This is a genomic window from Streptomyces sp. NPDC101490 (assembly GCF_044767145.1).
Taxonomy (GTDB): domain Bacteria; phylum Actinomycetota; class Actinomycetes; order Streptomycetales; family Streptomycetaceae; genus Streptomyces.
In genome coordinates this window covers 105,015-123,493 of sequence record NZ_JBIWNI010000006.1, presented here as the reverse complement: position 1 = coordinate 123,493, position 18,479 = coordinate 105,015, and the positions used below count along the sequence as shown (strand labels likewise).

15 protein-coding genes are annotated in these 18,479 nt (G+C 74.0%); 6 read left to right on the top strand and 9 right to left on the bottom strand.

Annotated elements, in window-relative coordinates; genetic code table 11:
- Window positions 1–2: 2 nt before the first annotated feature.
- Window positions 3–938 (bottom strand): LysR family transcriptional regulator, encoded by a 936-nt coding sequence (locus ACIRQY_RS15430; RefSeq protein WP_403925592.1) that lies wholly within the window; start codon window positions 936–938, stop codon window positions 3–5.
- 130 nt (window positions 939–1,068) lie between these two features.
- Between ACIRQY_RS15430 and ACIRQY_RS15425 the strand changes: the two genes are divergently transcribed.
- Window positions 1,069–2,376 carry an MFS transporter gene (locus ACIRQY_RS15425; protein ID WP_403925589.1) on the top strand — a complete coding sequence of 436 codons (1,308 nt, stop codon included), beginning with the start codon at window positions 1,069–1,071 and terminating at the stop codon, window positions 2,374–2,376.
- Window positions 2,377–2,934: 558 nt separating this feature from the next.
- The gene (locus ACIRQY_RS15420; RefSeq protein ID WP_403925586.1) at window positions 2,935–4,134 is read left to right on the top strand and encodes a serine/threonine-protein kinase; all 1,200 of its coding nucleotides are present in this window, start codon (window positions 2,935–2,937) and stop codon (window positions 4,132–4,134) included.
- Between the two features lie 404 nt (window positions 4,135–4,538).
- Here ACIRQY_RS15420 and ACIRQY_RS15415 read toward each other — a convergent pair whose 3' ends face one another.
- Window positions 4,539–4,817, bottom strand: coding sequence for a hypothetical protein (locus tag ACIRQY_RS15415; RefSeq protein WP_351786010.1), 279 nt, complete (start codon window positions 4,815–4,817; stop codon window positions 4,539–4,541).
- Window positions 4,818–5,076: 259 nt separating this feature from the next.
- Between ACIRQY_RS15415 and ACIRQY_RS15410 the strand changes: the two genes are divergently transcribed.
- Window positions 5,077–6,900, top strand: a complete 1,824-nt coding sequence (locus ACIRQY_RS15410) for an alkyl/aryl-sulfatase (RefSeq protein ID WP_403925583.1) — start codon at window positions 5,077–5,079, stop codon at window positions 6,898–6,900.
- 81 nt (window positions 6,901–6,981) lie between these two features.
- Here the strand turns inward: ACIRQY_RS15410 and ACIRQY_RS15405 are convergent, their stop codons facing one another.
- Window positions 6,982–7,998 (bottom strand): YdcF family protein, encoded by a 1,017-nt coding sequence (locus tag ACIRQY_RS15405; RefSeq protein WP_403925580.1) that lies wholly within the window; start codon window positions 7,996–7,998, stop codon window positions 6,982–6,984.
- Window positions 7,999–8,121: 123 nt separating this feature from the next.
- On the bottom strand, window positions 8,122–9,534 hold the full coding sequence (locus tag ACIRQY_RS15400) for a tetratricopeptide repeat protein (RefSeq protein ID WP_403925577.1): 1,413 nt from the start codon (window positions 9,532–9,534) through the stop codon (window positions 8,122–8,124).
- 112 nt (window positions 9,535–9,646) lie between these two features.
- Between ACIRQY_RS15400 and ACIRQY_RS15395 the strand changes: the two genes are divergently transcribed.
- Window positions 9,647–9,943 carry a DUF6191 domain-containing protein gene (locus ACIRQY_RS15395; protein ID WP_403925574.1) on the top strand — a complete coding sequence of 99 codons (297 nt, stop codon included), beginning with the start codon at window positions 9,647–9,649 and terminating at the stop codon, window positions 9,941–9,943.
- Window positions 9,944–9,951: 8 nt separating this feature from the next.
- Here the strand turns inward: ACIRQY_RS15395 and ACIRQY_RS15390 are convergent, their stop codons facing one another.
- On the bottom strand, window positions 9,952–10,782 hold the full coding sequence (locus tag ACIRQY_RS15390) for a class I SAM-dependent methyltransferase (RefSeq protein WP_351786023.1): 831 nt from the start codon (window positions 10,780–10,782) through the stop codon (window positions 9,952–9,954).
- Between the two features lie 70 nt (window positions 10,783–10,852).
- Between ACIRQY_RS15390 and ACIRQY_RS15385 the strand changes: the two genes are divergently transcribed.
- Together ACIRQY_RS15385 and ACIRQY_RS15380 are read left to right on the top strand one after the other, a co-directional pair.
- The gene (locus ACIRQY_RS15385) at window positions 10,853–12,676 is read left to right on the top strand and encodes a prolyl oligopeptidase family serine peptidase (protein ID WP_403925571.1); all 1,824 of its coding nucleotides are present in this window, start codon (window positions 10,853–10,855) and stop codon (window positions 12,674–12,676) included.
- Between the two features lie 24 nt (window positions 12,677–12,700).
- Window positions 12,701–13,441 carry an SURF1 family protein gene (locus tag ACIRQY_RS15380; protein ID WP_403925568.1) on the top strand — a complete coding sequence of 247 codons (741 nt, stop codon included), beginning with the start codon at window positions 12,701–12,703 and terminating at the stop codon, window positions 13,439–13,441.
- A gap of 362 nt (window positions 13,442–13,803) precedes the next feature.
- Here ACIRQY_RS15380 and ACIRQY_RS15375 read toward each other — a convergent pair whose 3' ends face one another.
- The 4 genes from ACIRQY_RS15375 to ACIRQY_RS15360 all read right to left on the bottom strand — a co-directional run bounded on the left by ACIRQY_RS15375 (window position 13,804) and on the right by ACIRQY_RS15360 (window position 18,354).
- The gene (locus ACIRQY_RS15375; protein ID WP_403925565.1) at window positions 13,804–15,000 is read right to left on the bottom strand and encodes a hypothetical protein; all 1,197 of its coding nucleotides are present in this window, start codon (window positions 14,998–15,000) and stop codon (window positions 13,804–13,806) included.
- Complete coding sequence (locus ACIRQY_RS15370; protein ID WP_403925562.1) at window positions 14,997–15,773, bottom strand: SigE family RNA polymerase sigma factor; 777 nt, start codon at window positions 15,771–15,773, stop codon at window positions 14,997–14,999. Before ACIRQY_RS15370 ends, ACIRQY_RS15375 begins: the two co-directional genes overlap by 4 nt.
- Before the next feature lie 263 nt (window positions 15,774–16,036).
- Window positions 16,037–17,089 carry an aspartate-semialdehyde dehydrogenase gene (locus ACIRQY_RS15365; protein WP_403925559.1) on the bottom strand — a complete coding sequence of 351 codons (1,053 nt, stop codon included), beginning with the start codon at window positions 17,087–17,089 and terminating at the stop codon, window positions 16,037–16,039.
- Entirely contained in the window at window positions 17,086–18,354 is a 1,269-nt protein-coding gene (locus ACIRQY_RS15360) for an aspartate kinase (RefSeq protein ID WP_351786034.1), read from the bottom strand. The genes ACIRQY_RS15365 and ACIRQY_RS15360 overlap by 4 nt, the downstream gene beginning before the upstream one ends.
- Between the last annotated feature and the right edge of the window lie 125 nt (window positions 18,355–18,479).

Sequence of the window (18,479 nt, the reverse complement as noted above, 5' to 3'; positions counted from 1 at the left end):
GCTCAGTACGGCCTCGTCCACCCCGGGCACCAGGTGCCCGGGGTGTCCGGGGCGGGGGACACCCCCGCGAGGTGGGCGCGCAGGACCGCCAGCGCCGGGTGCGGGTTGTCGCGGTGCCACAGGAGCGAGTGCGGGTAGACCGGCACCGGGTCGGTCACCGGGATGCGCCGCAGACCGTGGCCCGCGGGCCAGACCAGCCGGGTGCCCTCGCTCATGAAGGTGGCCAGGGCCGGGGTGTCGGCGACGGTGTCGAGGAGCGCGTCGGAACCGAAGTTGGGGCCGGTCGCCTCGATGGTGAGACCGAACTCGGCGACCAGGTCGTCGTAGTAGGCGGCCCACTCCGTCCCCGGCACGATGCCGGGCATCCAGATCCGGTGTCCGACCAGCTCGGCGACGGTCACCGACCGGGCGCGCGCCAGCGCGTGGCCGGGGCCGGTGAGCAGCTGGAGCGGCTCGTCGAGGACCCGGACGGACGCGATGTCCTCCGGCAGCGGCCGGCCGGGGTCGGCGACGGCCCGGAAGGACGCGTCGATGGCGCCGGACCGGAGGGCGGCGACCGCCGCGTCGATGTCCAGCATCATCAGCACGTCGAGTTCGGTCCCGGGGTGCGCCCGGTGGAAGTCGCGCATCAGGCCCGACACCGCGCCCCGCGAGTTGATCACGTCGACCCGCAGCGGGCGGCGGCCCGCGCGCACGGACGCGACGGCCCGGTCCGCGGCCCGGAGCAGCTCCCGGGCGTGCGGCAGGAGGGCCTGGCCGTCGATGGTGGGCTCGGCCCCGTGCGGGGTGCGGGTGAACAGCCGCACCCCGAGGTGCCGCTCCAGGGCGGCGATCCGTTTGGAGACGGCCTGCTGGGTGACCGACAGGTCGACGGCGGCCTTCCGGAACTGGCCCGCCTCCGCGACGGCGACGAAGGTGCGTACGGCTTCGAGGTCCATGACGGACCACCTTAGGGAACAACCACTGGTTGTGTGATGCGCCGTTCCTGGTTGTTTGACCTGCGGTGCGGTCGCTCGCTTTCCTCTGTCCGGTCGGTGTCGGGTTGTATGGACGGACCTCGGGGGCAGGGTGGCCAGGAGACGGCTGGGGCGGCGCTTCGGCCTGCTGTGGGCGGCGTACGCGGTGAGCGCGTACGGCTCCGGGCTGGGTTTCGGGGCCCTGCCGCTGATCGCCGTACTGGTGCTGCGCGCGGGTCCCGCCGAGGTGTCCGCGCTGTCCGCCGCCGGGCCCGCGGTGGGGGCGGTGGTCGCGGTGCCGCTCGCTCCGTGGGTGGAGTTCCGGCGCAAACGCCCGGTCATGATCGTGACCGATCTGGTCCGGTGCGCGGCCCTGGCGTCGGTCCCCGTGGCGTACGCCCTCGGGATCCTCGGCCTCGGGCAGCTGCTCGTGGTCTCGGCCACGCTCTCCGCCGCCAGGATCGCGTCCGGCGCGGCGAGCGGCGCCTACCTCAAGGCGCTGCTCCGGCCGGAGGACCTGCTCGTGGCCAACGCCCGGTTCGAGTCCACCAACTGGAGTTCCATCGCGGTCGGACCACCGCTCGGAGGGGCCGCGATCGGGGTGCTCGGGCCGGTCGTCACCCTGGTCGCCGACGCGCTCAGCCACCTTCTCTCCGCGCTCTGCCTCGTCGCGGCGGGCGGCCGGGAGGAGGCCCCGCCTCGGCCCCCGGCCAGGGCCACGGAACCGACGGGGGCCACCGGCACCACCATGCCGACCGGCACCACCGCACCGGCCGGTGCCCTGCTCGGTGGCTGGCGGCACCTCTTCCACGACCCCGTCCTGCGGGCGCTCTGCCTCAACAACATGGCCGTCTCCGGACTGATCATGGCCACCGAACCGGTCCTCGCCGTGCTCCTCCTGCGTGACCTGGCGTTCCCGCCCTGGCAGTACGCCCTCGCCTTCGCCGCCCCCTGTCTCGGCGGGCTCGTCGGCTCGCGGCTCGCCCGCCGTACCGTGGCCCGGCACGGCCGACGCCGGGTCATCGGGGTCGTCGGCACCCTGCGGGCCGTCTGGCTGATCGGCCTCGCCCTCGTCGGGCCCGGCACCGTCGGGCTCCTGACCGTGATGGCCGTCGAGCTGGCGATCATCGTCCACATGAGCCTGTACACCCCGGTGCTCGCCACCCTCCGGCTCGAACGCACCCCCCGGCACCTCGTCGCCCGCACCCTGACCGCCTGGTCGATCGCCCAGCAGGCGTCCATCGCCGTGCTCACCGCGCTCGGCGGGCTGCTCGCCACCGCCACCGGACCCCGTACCGCCCTCCTGGTCGCGGGACTGCTCGCCCTGGCCACCCCACTCCTGCTGCCCCGGTCCGACCGTCGCTCGCCCAGGTCCTCGACACCGCCGCGCGCCACACCCCGATCCGGGCCGAGGGACTGACCGAGAAGTACGGGGACTTCACCGACCGGGGCGGTGTCGACCTGGGCGGTGTCGACCTGGAGGTCCCGGCCGGGCGGGTCCTCGGATTCCTGGGCCCCAACGGCTCGACCTGGCCGCTTCATTCGGCGGGACGGGAACCACGACCGGACGGCCGGAGTCCCTTCCGGCGGGGGCGGACGGAATCTCCTTCGGCAGCGGCCGAATTCGCCTTCGGCGCTGGGACCCTCGTCCCTTCCGGCAGTGGGGGGACTTGCTTCCGGCAGTGGAGGACTCGGTGTCGACAGTGGGGAAACTCGCTCCCGGCGGTGACCGGGCTCCCTCTCCGGCAGCGGCCGGGCTCATGCGGCGACGGCCGGGCTTCCGTCCGGCAGCGGCGGGGCCTCCCTTCCGGCAGTGGGCCGAGTCGCTTCCGGTGGGTGGGGGAACCCGCGTCGGGGGCTGCCGGTCCTGCGGCGGAGGGGGTCCCGTCGGGGGGAGTGCGGCGAAGGGGCGGACCGGGCGGCTCTAGGCTGGTTCTCTTCCGTCACGTTGATCGATCGTCGAAAGGGTGGTCTCCCGGTGCTGGTCGCGGACCGATATCGGCTTCATGTGTGTATCGGCCGGGGCGGCATGGGCGAGGTGTGGCGGGCCACCGACGAGGTGCTGGGCCGGTCCGTGGCCGTGAAGCTGATGCTGGCGCAGATGGCCGACCCGTCCGCGGGCGACCGGTTCCGGCTGGAGGCGCAGACGGCCGCGCGACTGAGCCATCCGCACGTGGTGGGCGTCTTCGACTTCGGCACCTGGGACGGGAAACTGTTCCTCGTCATGGAGCTGGTGGAGGGCGACAGCCTCGCCGGGACCCCCGCCGAACCGCTGGTGCTGCCCGCCGAACGGCTCGCCGTGGTCGCGGCCCACGCCGCCGCCGGGCTCGCCGCCGCGCACCGGCAGGGCGTCGTGCACCGGGACATCAAGCCCGGAAACCTGCTGGTCGACGGCGACGGCACGGTCAAACTGGCCGACTTCGGCATCGCGCGGTTCGTCGACGACCCCTCGGGGGCGCTCACGACGACGGGTCAGATCGTGGGCACAGGGCTCTACCTGGCGCCCGAGCGGGCCCTCGGGCAGCCCGCCTCCTCCGCGTCCGACGTGTACTCGCTCGGCTGCGTCCTCTACCAACTCCTCACCGGCCGCACGCCGTTCCAGGCGGACACCGCGACCGCCCTGCTGTACCAGCACATCGACACCGCCCCGGTGCCGCCGAGCCGTCTCGGCGCGGTGCTCCCGCCCGAGTTCGAGGCGTACCTGCTGAGTCTGCTCGCGAAGCAGCCGGAACAGCGCCCCCCGGCGCAGGGCATCGCGGACTGGTTCTCCTCCGGCGCCTGGCGCGGCTATCCGCAGTCCGTCCCGGCGGGGCCGGTGCCGGGGCTGGTACAGCACCGGCGTCCGGGCGCGCGGTCCACCGCTCCGGCCCGGTCCGTAGCAGCGCACGCGCCCGGCCCGGGGCGCGCGCCCGCGCACGCGCCCGCCGCTCACGCCCCCGCGACCGCGTCCGTGCCGCTGCCGCCCTCGGTGCCCTCGCCGGTACCGCCGCCGAGGACCGGGCGCGGGTCCGCCCAGGGCTCCGGGACGGGGTCCTCGTCGCGGCGGCGCGAACGGCCCGCAGGCGCGGGCGACCGGCTCGCCGAGATCTCCCGGCGCCGCCCCCGCAAGACCGCCGCCGTCGCCGGGGCCATCGCCTTCGTCGTCTTCCTGGTCATCGGAATGGCCTGGCTGTCCTGAGCCGTACGGCCCGGGGCGACGACCTCCGTCTTCCCGTACGGCCCGGGGCGACGGCCTCCTCCTTACTTCTCGTACGGGCCGAGGTGGCGGCCCCCGTCCTCCCGGACGACTCGGGCGGCGGGCTCCCGTCCTCCCGTACGCCCGTAAGGCTCAGGACGACCGCTCCTGTCCTCCCGTACGAACCGGGGTAGCAGCCCTCCGTCTTCCCGTATGGGGAAGGGTGGCGGCCCCGTCTCGCGGCACCGCCGGTGCGGCCGCGCGCGACCGGTTTCCACCGCGCGGCCGGTCCAGCCGCGCGAACCCCTTCCGCCTCGCGGCCCGCCCCTCACTCGGCCCGCCCGGCCTGACGACCTGTCCAGCCCCGCGCCCGCCCAGCCCCGCGCCCGCCCGGCCCCGCGGCCCGTTCAGTACGTTCTCGGCGCCATCACCAGCGGTTCCCCGTCCGCCGTCGCGAGCAGCAGGCAGCGCGGGACCCCGGGCCCCGGGGTGGCCCGTACCGTCACCGTCCTCGGCGGGTCGGTGGGCAGCTCGACCGGGACCGTGACCGCACCGTCCTCCCTGGTCGTGGCGTAGCCGGTCTCCTTGCCGTCGACGAGGACCTCGACCACGGGGCGGTGCCCGGTCCGCACGGTCGCGGAGACCGAGTGCCCGAGGTAGTCGATGTGGAAGTGGTGTCGGCTCATGGGTCACCTCCGTCGGTAACTCAAGGGTAGGTACGGACGGCCGCCCCCGCCGCTCCTGCCCCGGAGGCCCGCCTCACCGGGCCCCGCCCCGGTCCCGGGAGCGCGTTCCAGCAAGCGGGGCGCCCATCCGGGAGGGCGCCCCGGCAGGCGCTCCCCCGCCCCCGAGCCCGGTCCCGTCCCGGGGTGCGGCCCCGGCACCCCGGTGGTCAGATGGTCCGGTACGCCGACCACCGCCCCCCGTGGAACGGAGCCCCGGCACATGAGCGAGCCCTCGCCCTCCTCCGACGACACCACCGACTTCGAGAACGCGGACCGGGGCTTCCTCGGCGCCCTCGTCCCCGGCGTGGTCACGGACGCCGCCGGGCGCACGGTCTGGGACGGCGACGCCTACGGCTTCCTGGCGGAGGACTGCCCGGACACGGCGCATCCGAGCCTCTGGCGGCAGTCCCGGCTCGCCGCGAAGCAGGGCCTGTACGAGGTCACCGACGGCATCTACCAGGTGCGCGGGCTCGACCTGTCGAACATGACGGTCGTCGAGGGCGAGCGCGGGATCGTCGTCATCGACCCGCTGATCTCCACAGAGACCGCCGAAGCGGCCCTCGCGCTCTACCGGGCGTACCGGGGCGACCGTCCGGTGACCGGTCTCATCTACACCCACTCGCACGGCGACCACTTCGGCGGCTCGCGGGGCGTCCTGCCGCACGGCACCGAGGAGGGGGTGCCGGTCCTGGCCCCGGCCGGTTTCCTGGAGCACGCGGTCAGCGAGAACGTCTACGCGGGCAACGCGATGACCCGGCGGGCGAGCTTCATGTACGGGGCGAACCTCCCGAAGGCACCGGACGCGCAGATCGGTGCCGGTCTCGGCCCGACGACCTCCACCGGCACCATCAGTCTCGTCCCGCCGACCGTGGACATCACGGAGACCGGCCAGGAGGAGACCGTCGACGGGGTGCGGATCGTCTTCCAGCTGACGCCCGGCACCGAGGCACCCTCGGAGATGAACTTCCTCTTCCCCGACCACCGCGCGCTGTGCCTGGCCGAGAACGCCACCCACACCTTCCACAACATCCTGACCCTGCGCGGGGCGGTGGTCCGCGACGCCCGGATCTGGGCCGCGTACCTCGACGAGGCGATCGAGTACTTCCACGGGCGGTACGACGTCGCCTTCGCCTCCCACCACTGGCCGACCTGGGGCCACGACGAGGTGGTGCGGTTCCTGACCGAGCAGCGCGACCTGTACGCGTACACCCACGACCAGACGCTGCGGCTCCTCAACGAGGGTCTCACCGCGCCGGAGATCGCCGAGCGCCTGGAGCTGCCGCCCGCCCTGGAGCGCGCCTGGCACGCGCGCGGCTACTACGGCTCCCTCAGCCACAACACGAAGGCGGTCTACCAGCGCTATCTGGGCTGGTTCGACGGCAACGTGGCCCATCTGTGGGAGCACCCGCCGACCGCGCTCGCCCTGCGGTACGTGGCCGTGGCGGGCGGCCCCGAGGCGACCCTGGCCAAGGCCCGCGCGTACGCCGAGGAGGGCGATCTGCGGTTCGCCGCGACCCTGCTGAACCACCTGGTCTTCGCCGACCCGGCGGACGTCCCGGCGAAGGAGACGCTCGCCGGGGTCTACGAGCGGCTGGGACACGGCTCCGAGAACGGGCCCTGGCGCAACTTCTACCTCACCGCCGCTCAGGAACTGCGGCACGGCGTCGGCGGCGAGATGGTCGACATGACCAATCCCGAGATGTCGATGGCCCTGACCGTGCCCATGCTGGTCGACTCGATCGCGGTGCGGATCGACGGGCCGCGCGCCTGGGACGAGGACCTCACCGTCGATCTGGTCTTCCCCGGGGAACGCCGCCGCCTCACCCTCCGCCACGGCGCCCTCACCCAGCGGGCCGTGCCGGACACGCCCCGGACGCCCGCCGGGCTCGTCCTCACCCTGGACAAGGCAGGACTGCTCGGACTGCTCGCCGGAGGGGACCCCGGGGAGCGGGGCATCGGGGTGGAGGGCGATCCGGCCCTGCTGGCGCGCCTCCTGTCGTACGTGACGACACCCGATCCGCTGTTCCCCGTGGTGACCCCGTGATCCCCATGATCCTCATCATCCCCGTGATCCCCGTGATCCCCGTGGTGACCCCGTGAGACACCGTCCGGCGGGCGGGGCCGGTCAGCGGGCGAGACCGGCCACCACTCCCAGCGCGATCAGCGTCAGGCAGATCCCCAGGTTCACCACCTTGTACTGGAGGAAGACCGCGACGAACTCGCGGATGGTCGCCGAGGGCCAGAAGTAGGCGGCCGTCGGCGAGCCCACCACCTGGCCGTCCACCCCCGCCCTGCGGGCCATCAGGGCGGCCCGGAAGGCGTGGAAGTTGTTGGTGACGACCACGCACGCGGAGCCCGGCCGGTCCCGCTCCATCAGCTCCCTGCTGAACAGCAGGTTCTCCTCTGTGGTCCGGGAGCGGTCCTCGCGGACCACCGCGTCGGCCGGGAAGCCGCGCTCGACGAGGTAGTCGGCCATCGCGTGGGACTCGGGAAGGCGCTCGTCGGGGCCCTGCCCGCCGGAGGTGACGAGGACGGGCGCGGGGCGGTCGGGTCCTCTGCGCGCGGCCAGCAGCTCGTACACCTGCCGTCCTCTGTCCAGACGGCTGGCGAGCAGCGGGGACACCCGGCTGCCGCCGATCAGACCGGAGCCGAGGACCACCACGAAGTCGGCGTCGCGCCGGACCCTCATGCGGCCGTACAGGAAGGCGTAGCCGACGAAGCAGACGAAGAGGAAGGACACGTAGCCGAGGACGAGCAGGGTGGTGCCGACGATCAGGGCGAGGACCACGGACCGGGTGACGACGGCGGACGCGGCGAGGCCCATCACCCCGAGTATCCCGAGCCCGGCGAGGAGCGACAGCAGGTTGGCGGGGCGTCTGCCCTCCTTGCGGACCATCTTCACGCCGTTCGCGCAGAGCAGTCCGGCGAGGACGAGCGGGCCGAGGGCGACCACGAGGAGCAGCAGGACCATCACGGTCTCGGCGACGCCCGGCGGGGCGTCCTCGATCCCGGCGAGGAGCCCGATGCCGAGGAAGGTGACGGCGAGCCCCAGATACACGGCGTTGCCGAAGCGGCGCCGGTCCCGCAGCACACCGACCCCGAAGAGCAACAGGAACACGGTGGCGACGACGAAGGCGATCATGTCGGCATCGTAGACAGCGGGACGGGCCCGGAACGGGGCCAGCTCCCATCTGTGGAAAACTCCGCGACCCGCGGTCCGGCCGCCGGGACGGCCGGCCGAGGACAACCGGCTAGGAACAACCGGCTAGGGACAGTCGGCCAGGGTGAACAGGCCCAGCCGGGCGCCCTCCTCGAAGGCGTCCCGCAGCGCCGGGTCGTCCCGCAGCGACCGCAGGTCCCGGTCCCGGTCCCGGTGGGCCCGTACGGCCTCCACGAACCGCGCGGGCCGGTAGGACGTCTCGAAGGCGGAGGTCCGCAGCAGGTCCACCGCGCCCAGGAGCCGGGCCGCCGTGTCCTTCCGGCCGCCGAGCGACCGCATCTGCGCGAGGAGTTCCGCCGCCACGGCCGCCCCCACCGAGGAGCCGAGTTCCAGGTGCGCGCGCAGCGCCCGCCGGGCGTGCCCCGCGGCCCGCTCCGGGTCCCCGTCCCAGGCGGCGAGCTCGGCCCGTACGTGCTCGGCCCAGGCGTCGGCGTACACGTCGGCCGGGCGGGCGTCACCGGCCCGGTGCTCCCGCTCCGCCCCGGCGAGCGCCTCCCGGGCGCCCCCGGGGTCGGTCCGGCACAGGGAGAGCGCGAGGCCCACCCGGCAGCCGTGCCGGGACGGCCCGAACTCCGAGGGTTCCGCGACCAGTTCGAGGGACTCGCGGAAAGCCGCGGCCGACGCGCGCGTGCGCCCCTGGTGGAGGGCGGCCGAACCGCGCAGATGGGCCAGCGCGCCGAGGGCGCCGTCGTCGCCGTCGCGCTCCGCCGCCTCGGCGGCCCGGCCGAGCAGCCGGACGGCCTCCTCGGGGCGGCCGGACTCCAGCTCCAGGAAGCCCGCGAGCCACAGCGCGCGGGCCGGTGGCGGCCCGGAGTACAGGGAGAGGGCGTGCCGCAGCCGGGTCCGCCCCTCGGCGACCCGGCCGCAGGCCACCCACAGGAACCACAGGGTGACGGCGGTCTCGACGGCGGTGGCGGCCTCCTCGCCGGGCTCGGCGGACGCCGTCGTCGGGTCCATGGCGGCGGCCAGGTCGGGGAGTTCCCGCAGGGCGAGGTCGCGGGCGTCGAGCTGCCGGCCGTCCCGCCACCGGTCGGCGGCCCGCCGGGCGAGCTCCAGCGCCCAGCGCCGGTGGCGGGGGACGACGGACGGGCGGTCGCCGCGGGCGCTGAGCCGCCGGGCGCCCACCGCGCGCACGGAGTGCGGCATCCAGTAGCGGGGTTCGGCGGGTTCCCCGTCGAAGAGGTCGTCGACCGGGAGGAGGGCGAGCGGGGCGAGCCGGTCGAGAACCACGAGCACGCGCGCGGGGGGCAGCTCGCCGAAGCCGCACACCGCGCGGACGGCCTCCCGGCCGAAGGCGCCCTCGAAGACGGAGAGCCGCTCCCACAGGAGCCGCTCGGCGGGCCCGCAGCGGGCGTATCCCTCCTCGGCGGCGGCGAGTTGCCCGGCGGTCACCTGCTCGCCCCACAGCAGAGCCGTCCCCGTCGTCTCCCCGCGCCTTGTGCGGCCCGCGTGCCTCATGCGTCACTCTCCCTGCGTCATCCATGGCACATCCTGGAGGTGTCACCCGCACCGGGCAAGGTGACCGCCCGACCCCTGTCCAGGGCCGGGCCCGCGTGTTTTGATGGAGGGCATGGAGTTCGCCGTGTTCGTGACGCTGCCGGGTCTGGTCATCCTGCTGACGGTGGTCGCCTTCGCCGACCAGATCATGCGCCTGACGGGCAGAGGGAAGCGCACCGGCCAGATCTCCTCGACCGGCTTCGAGCAGCTGCACGCCACCTTCTCCCAGGGCAAGCAGAACGAGCTCAAGGAGCGGCAGAGCGCGCTCGTGCTCCGCGACGACGAGGAGGACGGCGCACCGCCGCACCGCTCGACGGTGGACCTCAAGGGCGGGCGGGCCGTCATAAGGATCAGCCGCCCGACGCCGTGACCCGCTGATCAGGCCGGGCGTGAGGCCCTGAGCGAGTACATCAGCGGGATGCGGGGCCGGTCCGCCGGGAAGCGGTAGTAGCCGTCCTCGTGCCGCTGGAGCGAGCCGTAGCGGGGGAACAGCGACACGTCGTGCTCGCGCAGGAACTCGATGCGCAGCCCCGCCGAGGCGAGCGCGGTGACGACCTCGCCGACCGGGTGCACCCACTCCACGCTGCGGTTGTGGACGGTGGCCGCGTCGAGGTCGGCGTACGTCCCCGGCGAGGTGTCCACCCACGGCTCGCGGACGAAGTAGTCGTGCACGATCCGGCCGCCCGTCTCGTCGTCGAGCGAGTCGGTCAGGGGATGAAATTCGGCCAGGTAGAGGAAGCCGCCCGGCGCGACGAGCGAGGCGGCGGTCCGTGCCCAGCGCCGGATGTCGGGCAGCCAGCACAGCGCCCCGCCGCCCGTGTACACGATGTCGTACGCGTCGTCGGGGACGGCCCCGGCGGCGTCGTACACGTCGGCGGCGACGAACACGGCCCGGTCCCGGGGGAGCCCCAGGTCGACGGCGAGCGAGCGGGCGGTCTCCACCGCCGGTTCGGAGAAGTCCAGCCCGACGGCCCGGGAGGCCCCGTGGCGCACCCAGGACAGCGTGTCGAGGCCGATGTGGCACTGGAGGTGCAGCAGGGTGCGGCCGGTGACGTCGCCGACCTCCGCGCGCTCGAAGTCCCGCAGGGAGTCCTTGCCCGCGCGGAAGGAGTCGAGGTCGTAGAACTCCCCGGCGGTGTGGATCGGGACCCGCTCGTCCCAGCGGGCGCGGTTGGCCTCGTGCCAGTCCTCGGGCGTCGGGGAGTACATGTCGGCGAGGTTATCCACAGGTTGGGGCGGCCGCGACCCGATCGTCCGACGCGCGGAGCATCATGGGGGCATGACTGAGAGCAGGAACGCCGAGCTCACCGAACCGACTCCGCTGTGGGAGCGGCGCTTCCGCGCGCCGCGCGTCTCGCTGCCCGAATGGGCCGAGGACGCCCCCGGGCGCTCGCTCTTCGTGTCCAACGCGACGGGGACGTACGAGCTGTACGCCTGGGACCGGACGACCGGGGAGCAGCGGCAGGTCACGGACCGGCCGAACGGGACGACGGACGGGACGCTGTCGCCGGACGGAGCCTGGATCTGGTGGTTCGCGGACACCGACGGGGACGAGTTCGGGGTGTGGATGCGCCAGCCGTTCGCGGGCGGCGCGGACGAACCGGCCGTGCCCGGTCTGGGCGCGTCCTATCCGGCGGGGCTCGCCGTCGGCCGCGAGGGGACGCTGGTCGTGGGCCGCTCCACCGACGAGGACGGCTCGACCGTCCACCTGGTGCGGCCGGGGGAGGACGTCCCGGTGGAGATCTACCGGCACCGGGAGTCCGCCGGGGTCGGCGACCTGTCGTACGACGGCTCGCTGGTCGCCGTCGAGCACACCGAGCACGGGGACGCGATGCACTCCGCGCTGCGGGTGCTGCGCGCCTCGGACGCGGGCGTGGTCGCGGAGCTCGACGACACCAAGGGCGGGACGGAGGAGCTGGGGCTTTCGGTCCTCGGCTTCGCTCCGGTGGCCGGGGACACCCGGCTGCTCGTCGGGCACCAGCGGCGCGGTCGCTGGGAGCCGATGCTGTGGGACGTGGTGACGGGCGCCGAGACGGATCTCGCGCTGGACCTGCCGGGCGACGTGTCGGCCGAGTGGTTCCCGGACGGCACGGGGCTGCTGGTGGTGCACAGCTTCGAGGCCCGCAGCGAGCTGTGGCGGTACGAGATCGGCACGGGGGCCCTGGTCCGGGTGGAGACCCCGGCCGGTTCGGTGTCGGGGGCGACGGCCCGGCCGGACGGCAGCGTGGAGTACCTGTGGTCGTCGGCCGCCGAGCCGCCGGTGGTGCGTTCCACGGCCGGTGGGGTCGTCCTCGACCCGCCGGGTCCGAAGGCGCCGCCCTCGGTGCCGGTGGAGGACGTGTGGGTGGCGGGCCCGGGGGGCAGGGTGCACGCGCTGGTGCAGCGTCCGGAAGGCGAGGGACCGTTCCCCACGGTCTTCGAGGTGCACGGCGGTCCGACCTGGCACGACAGCGACGCCTTCGCCTCGGGCCCGGCGGCCTGGGTGGACCACGGGTACGCGGTGGTGCGGGTCAACTACCGGGGCTCGACGGGATACGGCCGGGAGTGGACGGACGCGCTGAAGCACCGGGTGGGGCTGATCGAGCTGGAGGACATCGAGGCGGTCCGCGCGTGGGCGGTGGAGAGCGGGCTGGCCGATCCGGACCGGCTCGTCCTCTCGGGTGGTTCGTGGGGCGGCTATCTGACGCTCCTCGGCCTCGGCACCCGGCCGGACGCGTGGGCGGTCGGTCTCGCGGCCGTGCCGGTCGCGGACTACGTCGCGGCGTACGAGGACGAGATGGAGGCCCTGAAGGCGCTGGACCGGACGCTGCTCGGCGGTTCGCCCGAGGAGGTGCCCGAGCGGTACGCGGCCTCGTCGCCGCTGACGTACGTGGACGCGGTGACGGCCCCGGTGCACATCTCGGCCGGCGTCAACGACCCGCGCTGCCCGATCCGTCAGATCGAGAACTACGTCGGCCGGCTGGCGGCCCGGGGCGCGGTGCACGAGGTGTACCGGTACGACGCGGGCCACGGCTCGCTCGTCGTGGAGGAACGGATCAAGCAGGTCGCCCTGGACCTCGCGTTCGCCGCGAAGCACCTGGGGACCCGGGCGACGGAGGACTGAGGGCACCTGCGTACCGTGGGGGGGGTGTACCGGTTCCTGAGAACGCCCCGCTGGTGGGGGATCAACCTCTTCGTCCTGCTGGCGATCCCGTTCTGTGTGTTCATGGGGACCTGGCAGCTCGGCAAGTTCGAGGATCGCGTCGACTCCCACCAGGAGGCCGAGGAACGGCCCGCCGCGAGCGCGTCGGCGGCCCGGCCGCTGGAGTCGCTGCTCCCGGTGGACAAGGAGACCTCGGGCCGGTCGGCCGAGGCGCGCGGCCGGTTCGGGGCGCAGTTCCTCGTGCCGGGCCGCGAGCTGGACGGCCGGACCGGTTCGTACGTCCTGACGCTGCTGCGGACGGACGACGGCCGGTCGCTGCCGGTGGTCCGGGGCTGGCTCCCCACCGGCGCGAAGGCGCCCGTGGCGCCGTCCGGCGAGGTCACGGTGGTGGGCGCGCTCCAGGCTTCGGAGAACCCGGGCACGAAGGGCGTCAACACGGCGGGCGGGCTGCCCGAGGGGCAGCTCGGCATGATCAGCGCGGCGGCCCTGGTGAACGTGGTCACGGACGATGTCTACGACGCCTGGGTCACGCTCACGGACTCCCCCGCCGGGCTCACCCCGGTCCCGGCGGCGGCCGCCGCGGGCACGGGTCTGGACGCGAAGGCCTTCCAGAACCTGGGCTACACCGCGGAGTGGTTCGTCTTCGCGGGCTTCGTCCTCTTCATGTGGTTCCGCCTGGTCCGCCGCGAGGCGGAGGCGTCCCGCGACGAGGCACTGGGACTGTAGCGGGCCCCGCGGGACTCCCGCGCCGGACCGGACCACTGGCCCCGGCGCCCGTCGCCGTCGGGCCGGTCACCTGGGTCGGCCCGACGGCGAGGCGGCCGGGCGTCAGGCGTCAGGCGTCAGGCGTCAGGCGTCAGGCGTCAGGCGTCAGGCGTCAGGCGGGGCCGGTGTTCCACGGGCGGGCCGGTGCCATGGGCCGTACGTCCCCTGGCACGAGGCCGTCGTCGGCGAGGGTGGCCCGGACGGGGAGCCGTCCGGGCCGTGTCCCGCTCCGCCGTACCCGGCCGCTCCGCCGTCCCCGCCGGCCGTACCGCCGGTCCCGGCGGCCCCGTACGGCCGGTCCCGGGGGCGGCGGGCGCGGGTGGTCACTGGCCGGTCAGGACGCCCGTGCGGTAGATCGTGCCCGCGCAGGCGCCCGGAATGGTGGCCGAGGCGGCGGGGCCGCCCGGTTCCGCGATATGGCTGACCAGCACGCTGCCGTCGGCGGGGCCGTCCGCGCGGAGCAGCTGCGGGGCCGTTCCGGCCTCCGGGCCGGAGCCCGGGACGGTGGCCGGTCCCGTACCGCCGCCTCCGGAGCCGCTGCCCTCGGTGGGCTCCGGGCCGCCGGTACCGGGAGCGGTCGTCGGCGGCGGGGAGGTCGGCGGTTCGACCGTCTGGGTCGGCGTGGGCGTCGGGGTGCCCCCGGTCGTCGGACAGGTCTCGCTGGGCACCCACACGAACTTCACCTCATAGCTGCCGCGCGGCTTCAGGAGCAGCGAGGCGGCCTCGTTCGAGGGGTCGGGCAGACCGGTCCCGGCGTCCCCCGCGCGGTGCCGGACGACCGAGATCCGGCCGGGGTCGGCCGCGCCACGGGCCTCGAAGCCGACGGTCCCGCCGCCGTCGACGACGCAGTCGCGGCCGGAGACGTTGGCGATGCGGAAGGTGCCGTGCACCTTGCCCTGTCCGTCGGGTCCGCCCGCCTCCGCCGCGCTGACGCCGAGCTGGTCGGCGCCGCAGCGGAGCGCGGAGCCCGGTCCGGTGCCCTGCGACTCTCGGGGGCCGGTGCCGGACGCGCCGGTACCGGGCCTGCTCGGGTCCCCCTCGGAGCCCTCGTCCGCGCCCTGGCGGGGTGAGGAGCCGTCCTGGGGGGGACGGGAGCTGCCGCCGCCGATGATGCCGGTCTCGGTGCCGGTGCCGCCCTGGGCCTCCTCGCCGTGGCCCGCGTTGACCGGCCGGTCGGCGGCGGAGACACCGCCGGAGGAGGCGACGTGCACGAAGGCGGGGACGGCGGTGCCGATGAGGACGGCCGCGGCGGCGGCGCCGACGACGGCCTGCCGCTTGCGGGCGCGCCGGGCGGGCACGGCGCGGCGCAGCTGGTCCAGCGAGCCACGGGCGGGCTCCAGACCGGACACGGCTTCCTGGAACAGCCGCCGCAGCGCCCGTTCGTCGTCCCCGTCGCCCTCGCCGGGCTGGGTGTTCACCATGGGCCGTCCGCTCAGCTCGTCACGTTCTTCTCGGGCGTCGCCGTCACGGCCCTCCCGGGGTCCACCGGTCGCGCCGCCCCCGCCGGGTGCGGCGCTCACGAGGTCGCCCCCATGGCGACGCGCAGCGCCGCGATGCCCCGCGAGCCGTACGCCTTCACCGAGCCCAGGGATATCCCGAGCGCCTCGGCGACCTGGACCTCGGTCATGTCGGAGAAGTAGCGCAGGGCGAGCACCTCGCGCTGGCGCCGCTGGAGTCCGCGCATGGCCTTGATGAGGTCCTCGCGCTCCAGCAGGTCGTACGCCCCCTCCTCCGCGCTGGCCATGTCCGGCATCGGCTTGGACAGCAGTTTGAGGCCGAGGATGCGGCGGCGCAGCGCGGACCGGGAGAGGTTCACCACGGTCTGGCGCAGATAGGCGAGGGTCTTCTCGGGCTCGCGGACCCGCCTGCGGGCCGAGTGGACGCGGATGAAGGCCTCCTGGACGACGTCCTCGCAGGAGGCGGTGTCGTCGAGGAGCAGCGCGGCGAGGCCGAGCAGCGAGCGGTAGTGGGCGCGGTAGGTCTCGGTGAGGTGGTCGACGGTGGTCCCGGCGACCGAGGAGCCCTCGGAGCTGGTCCGGGGCGAGGGGATGCCGTCCACGGAGCTCGCGCGCGATCCGATGGGCACGGGGGCGATCACCGGCATCCCGCCGGGCGGACGGGTCCGTCGCACGCCACCGGTGCCGGGGGTGCGCACGGGGGCGCCGGTGGAGCCGCGCGCGGGAACGACCGTCGTGGCGCGTGCGGGTGCGAGGGCGGGGCTCCGCAGGGGGAGCAGCGCCGTGCCCGCGCCGCGCGGGGCGGCGATGATCGCGATGTCGAGTACCTCAGCCACGCATGTTGGACACGCTTCCCCCCGGCAGGGTTGTACGCGTGCGGCTCCCTTTTCACCGGTGTGCCGTTCATCCCCATGTGTAACCGTTCTCCCCCGGTCCCCCGCTTCCACGGCGTGCCCGCGTCACACCGTCGTGGGCGCACGCAGAGACGCCCCCCGTTCGACCACTGGTTGCAGTAAGGGGGAAGAGCATCGTCGAACACGGCATCGCCGCAGTTCAAGAGGTATATGGCGCCTATTTGCTCACAGGTCGTTCACAGATCCTACAAAGCTGTGACAACCGATTCCGCGATCTGGAGGGCGTTCAGGGCGGCGCCCTTGCGCAGGTTGTCGGCGCAGACGAAGAAGTCCAGGGCCCGCTCGTCGTCCAGGGAGCGCCGGACCCGGCCGACCCAGGCGGGGTCGGTGCCCGCGACGTCGGCGGGGGTGGGGAAGTCGCCCTCGGCGGGGTCGTCGTAGAGGACGACGCCGGGGGAGGTCGCCAGGACCTCGTGGGCGCGGACGACCGGTACGGGCCGCTCGAAGCGGGCGTGCACGGTGACGGAGTGCCCGGTGAGGACGGGGACGCGCAGACAGGTCGCGGCGATCCGCAGGGCGGGCAGGCCGAGGACCCGGCGGGTCTCGTCCCGTACGCGCTCCTCCTCGGAGGAGGAGCCGTCGGCGCCCGGCGTGCCGGACCAGGGCAGCACGTTGAGCGCCAGGGGCCCGGGGAAGGGGCCGGTGGACTCGCCGACGGCCCGGCGCACATCGCCGGGGTGGGTGCCCAGGTCCTCGGCGCCCGCCACCAGGCCGAGCTGGGCGCGGAGCGCCTCGACGCCCGCCCGTCCGGCGCCGCTGGCGGCCTGCTGGGCGGTGACGACCAGTTCGGTGAGCCCGAACTCGGCGTGCAGGGCGCCGACGGCGACGATCAGCGCGAGGGTGGTGCAGCCGGGGCCGGCGACGATGCCCCGGGGGCGTACGAGCGCCGCGGGGGCGTTGGTCTCGGGGACCACGAGGGGGACCTCGGGGTCCGCGCGGAAGGCGGCGGAGGTGTCGACGACGACGGCGCCCTTGAGCGCGGCGACGGGCGCCCAGCGGGCGGCCACCGGCTCCGGCGCCAGGAAGAGCGCCACGTCGACGCCTTCCAGGGCCGTCTCGTCGAGTGCGAGGACCTCGCACTCCTCCCCGCGCACGGAGGCCTTGAGGCCCGCCGAGCGCGGGGAGGCGAGGAGACGTATCTCGCCCCAGACGTCCGCGTGGTGCGTGAGCAGCTGGAGCATCACCGAGCCGACGGCTCCGGTCGCACCGACGACCGCGAGCGTCGGCTTCGGCGTCATCGGCCGGTGCCTCCGTAGACGACGGCCTCGTCCGCGTTGTCCAGGCCGAAGGCCGTGTGGACGGCGCGGACGGCCTCGTTGACGTCGTCGGCGCGGGTGACGACCGAGATGCGGATCTCGGATGTCGAGATGAGTTCGATGTTGACGCCCGCGTCGGAGAGCGCGCGGAAGAAGTCCGCGGTGACGCCCGGGTTGGTCTTCATGCCCGCGCCGACCAGCGAGATCTTGCCGATCTGGTCGTCGTAGCGGAGCGAGTCGAAGCCGATCGCGCTCTTCGCCTTCTCCAGCGCGTCGATGGCCTTGCGGCCCTCGGCCTTGGGGAGGGTGAAGGAGATGTCCGTGAGGCCGGTGGAGGCCGCGGACACGTTCTGCACGATCATGTCGATGTTGATCTCGGCGTCCGCGACGGCCCGGAAGATGGCCGCGGCCTCGCCCGGCTTGTCCGGCACGCCGACGACCGTGATCTTCGCCTCGGAGGTGTCGTGGGCGACACCCGAGATGATGGCCTGCTCCACCTTCTGGGCTCCTTGCGGTTCGTTGCTGACCCATGTGCCCTGCAGCCCCGAGAACGAGGAGCGGACGTGGATCGGGATGTTGTAGCGGCGCGCGTACTCGACGCAGCGGTGCAGCAGCACCTTGGAGCCGGAGGCGGCGAGCTCCAGCATGTCCTCGAAGGAGATCCAGTCGATCTTCTTCGCCTTCTTGACCACGCGCGGGTCGGCCGTGAAGACGCCGTCGACGTCCGTGTAGATCTCGCAGACCTCGGCGTCGAGCGCGGCGGCCAGCGCCACGGCGGTGGTGTCGGAACCGCCACGGCCCAGCGTGGTGATGTCCTTCTTGTCCTGGGACACGCCCTGGAAACCGGCGACGATGGCGATGTTGCCCTCGTCGAGCGCGGTGCGGATACGGCCCGGCGTGACATCGATGATGCGCGCCTTGTTGTGGACCGAGTCGGTGATGACACCGGCCTGGCTGCCGGTGAACGACTGGGCCTCGTGGCCCAGGTTCTTGATCGCCATGGCCAGCAGGGCCATGGAGATCCGCTCCCCGGCGGTCAGCAGCATGTCGAATTCACGACCGGCAGGGATCGGGGATACCTGCTCGGCGAGATCGATCAACTCGTCCGTCGTGTCGCCCATCGCGGAAACCACGACGACCACCTGGTGGCCGTTCTTCTTGGCGTCCACGATCCGCTTGGCGACGCGCTTGATGCCCTCGGCATCGGCAACGGAGGAGCCTCCGTACTTCTGCACGACAAGGCCCACGTGCGCTCCTCGCTCAGTGTGTGCCGCAGCCGGCGCTGCGATCGGCTCAGTCTAACGAGCGGCCCGCGAACACCCATGGCATATCGGATGGTGAGACGCGCCGCTCGCGGAGTGATCACCTCGGA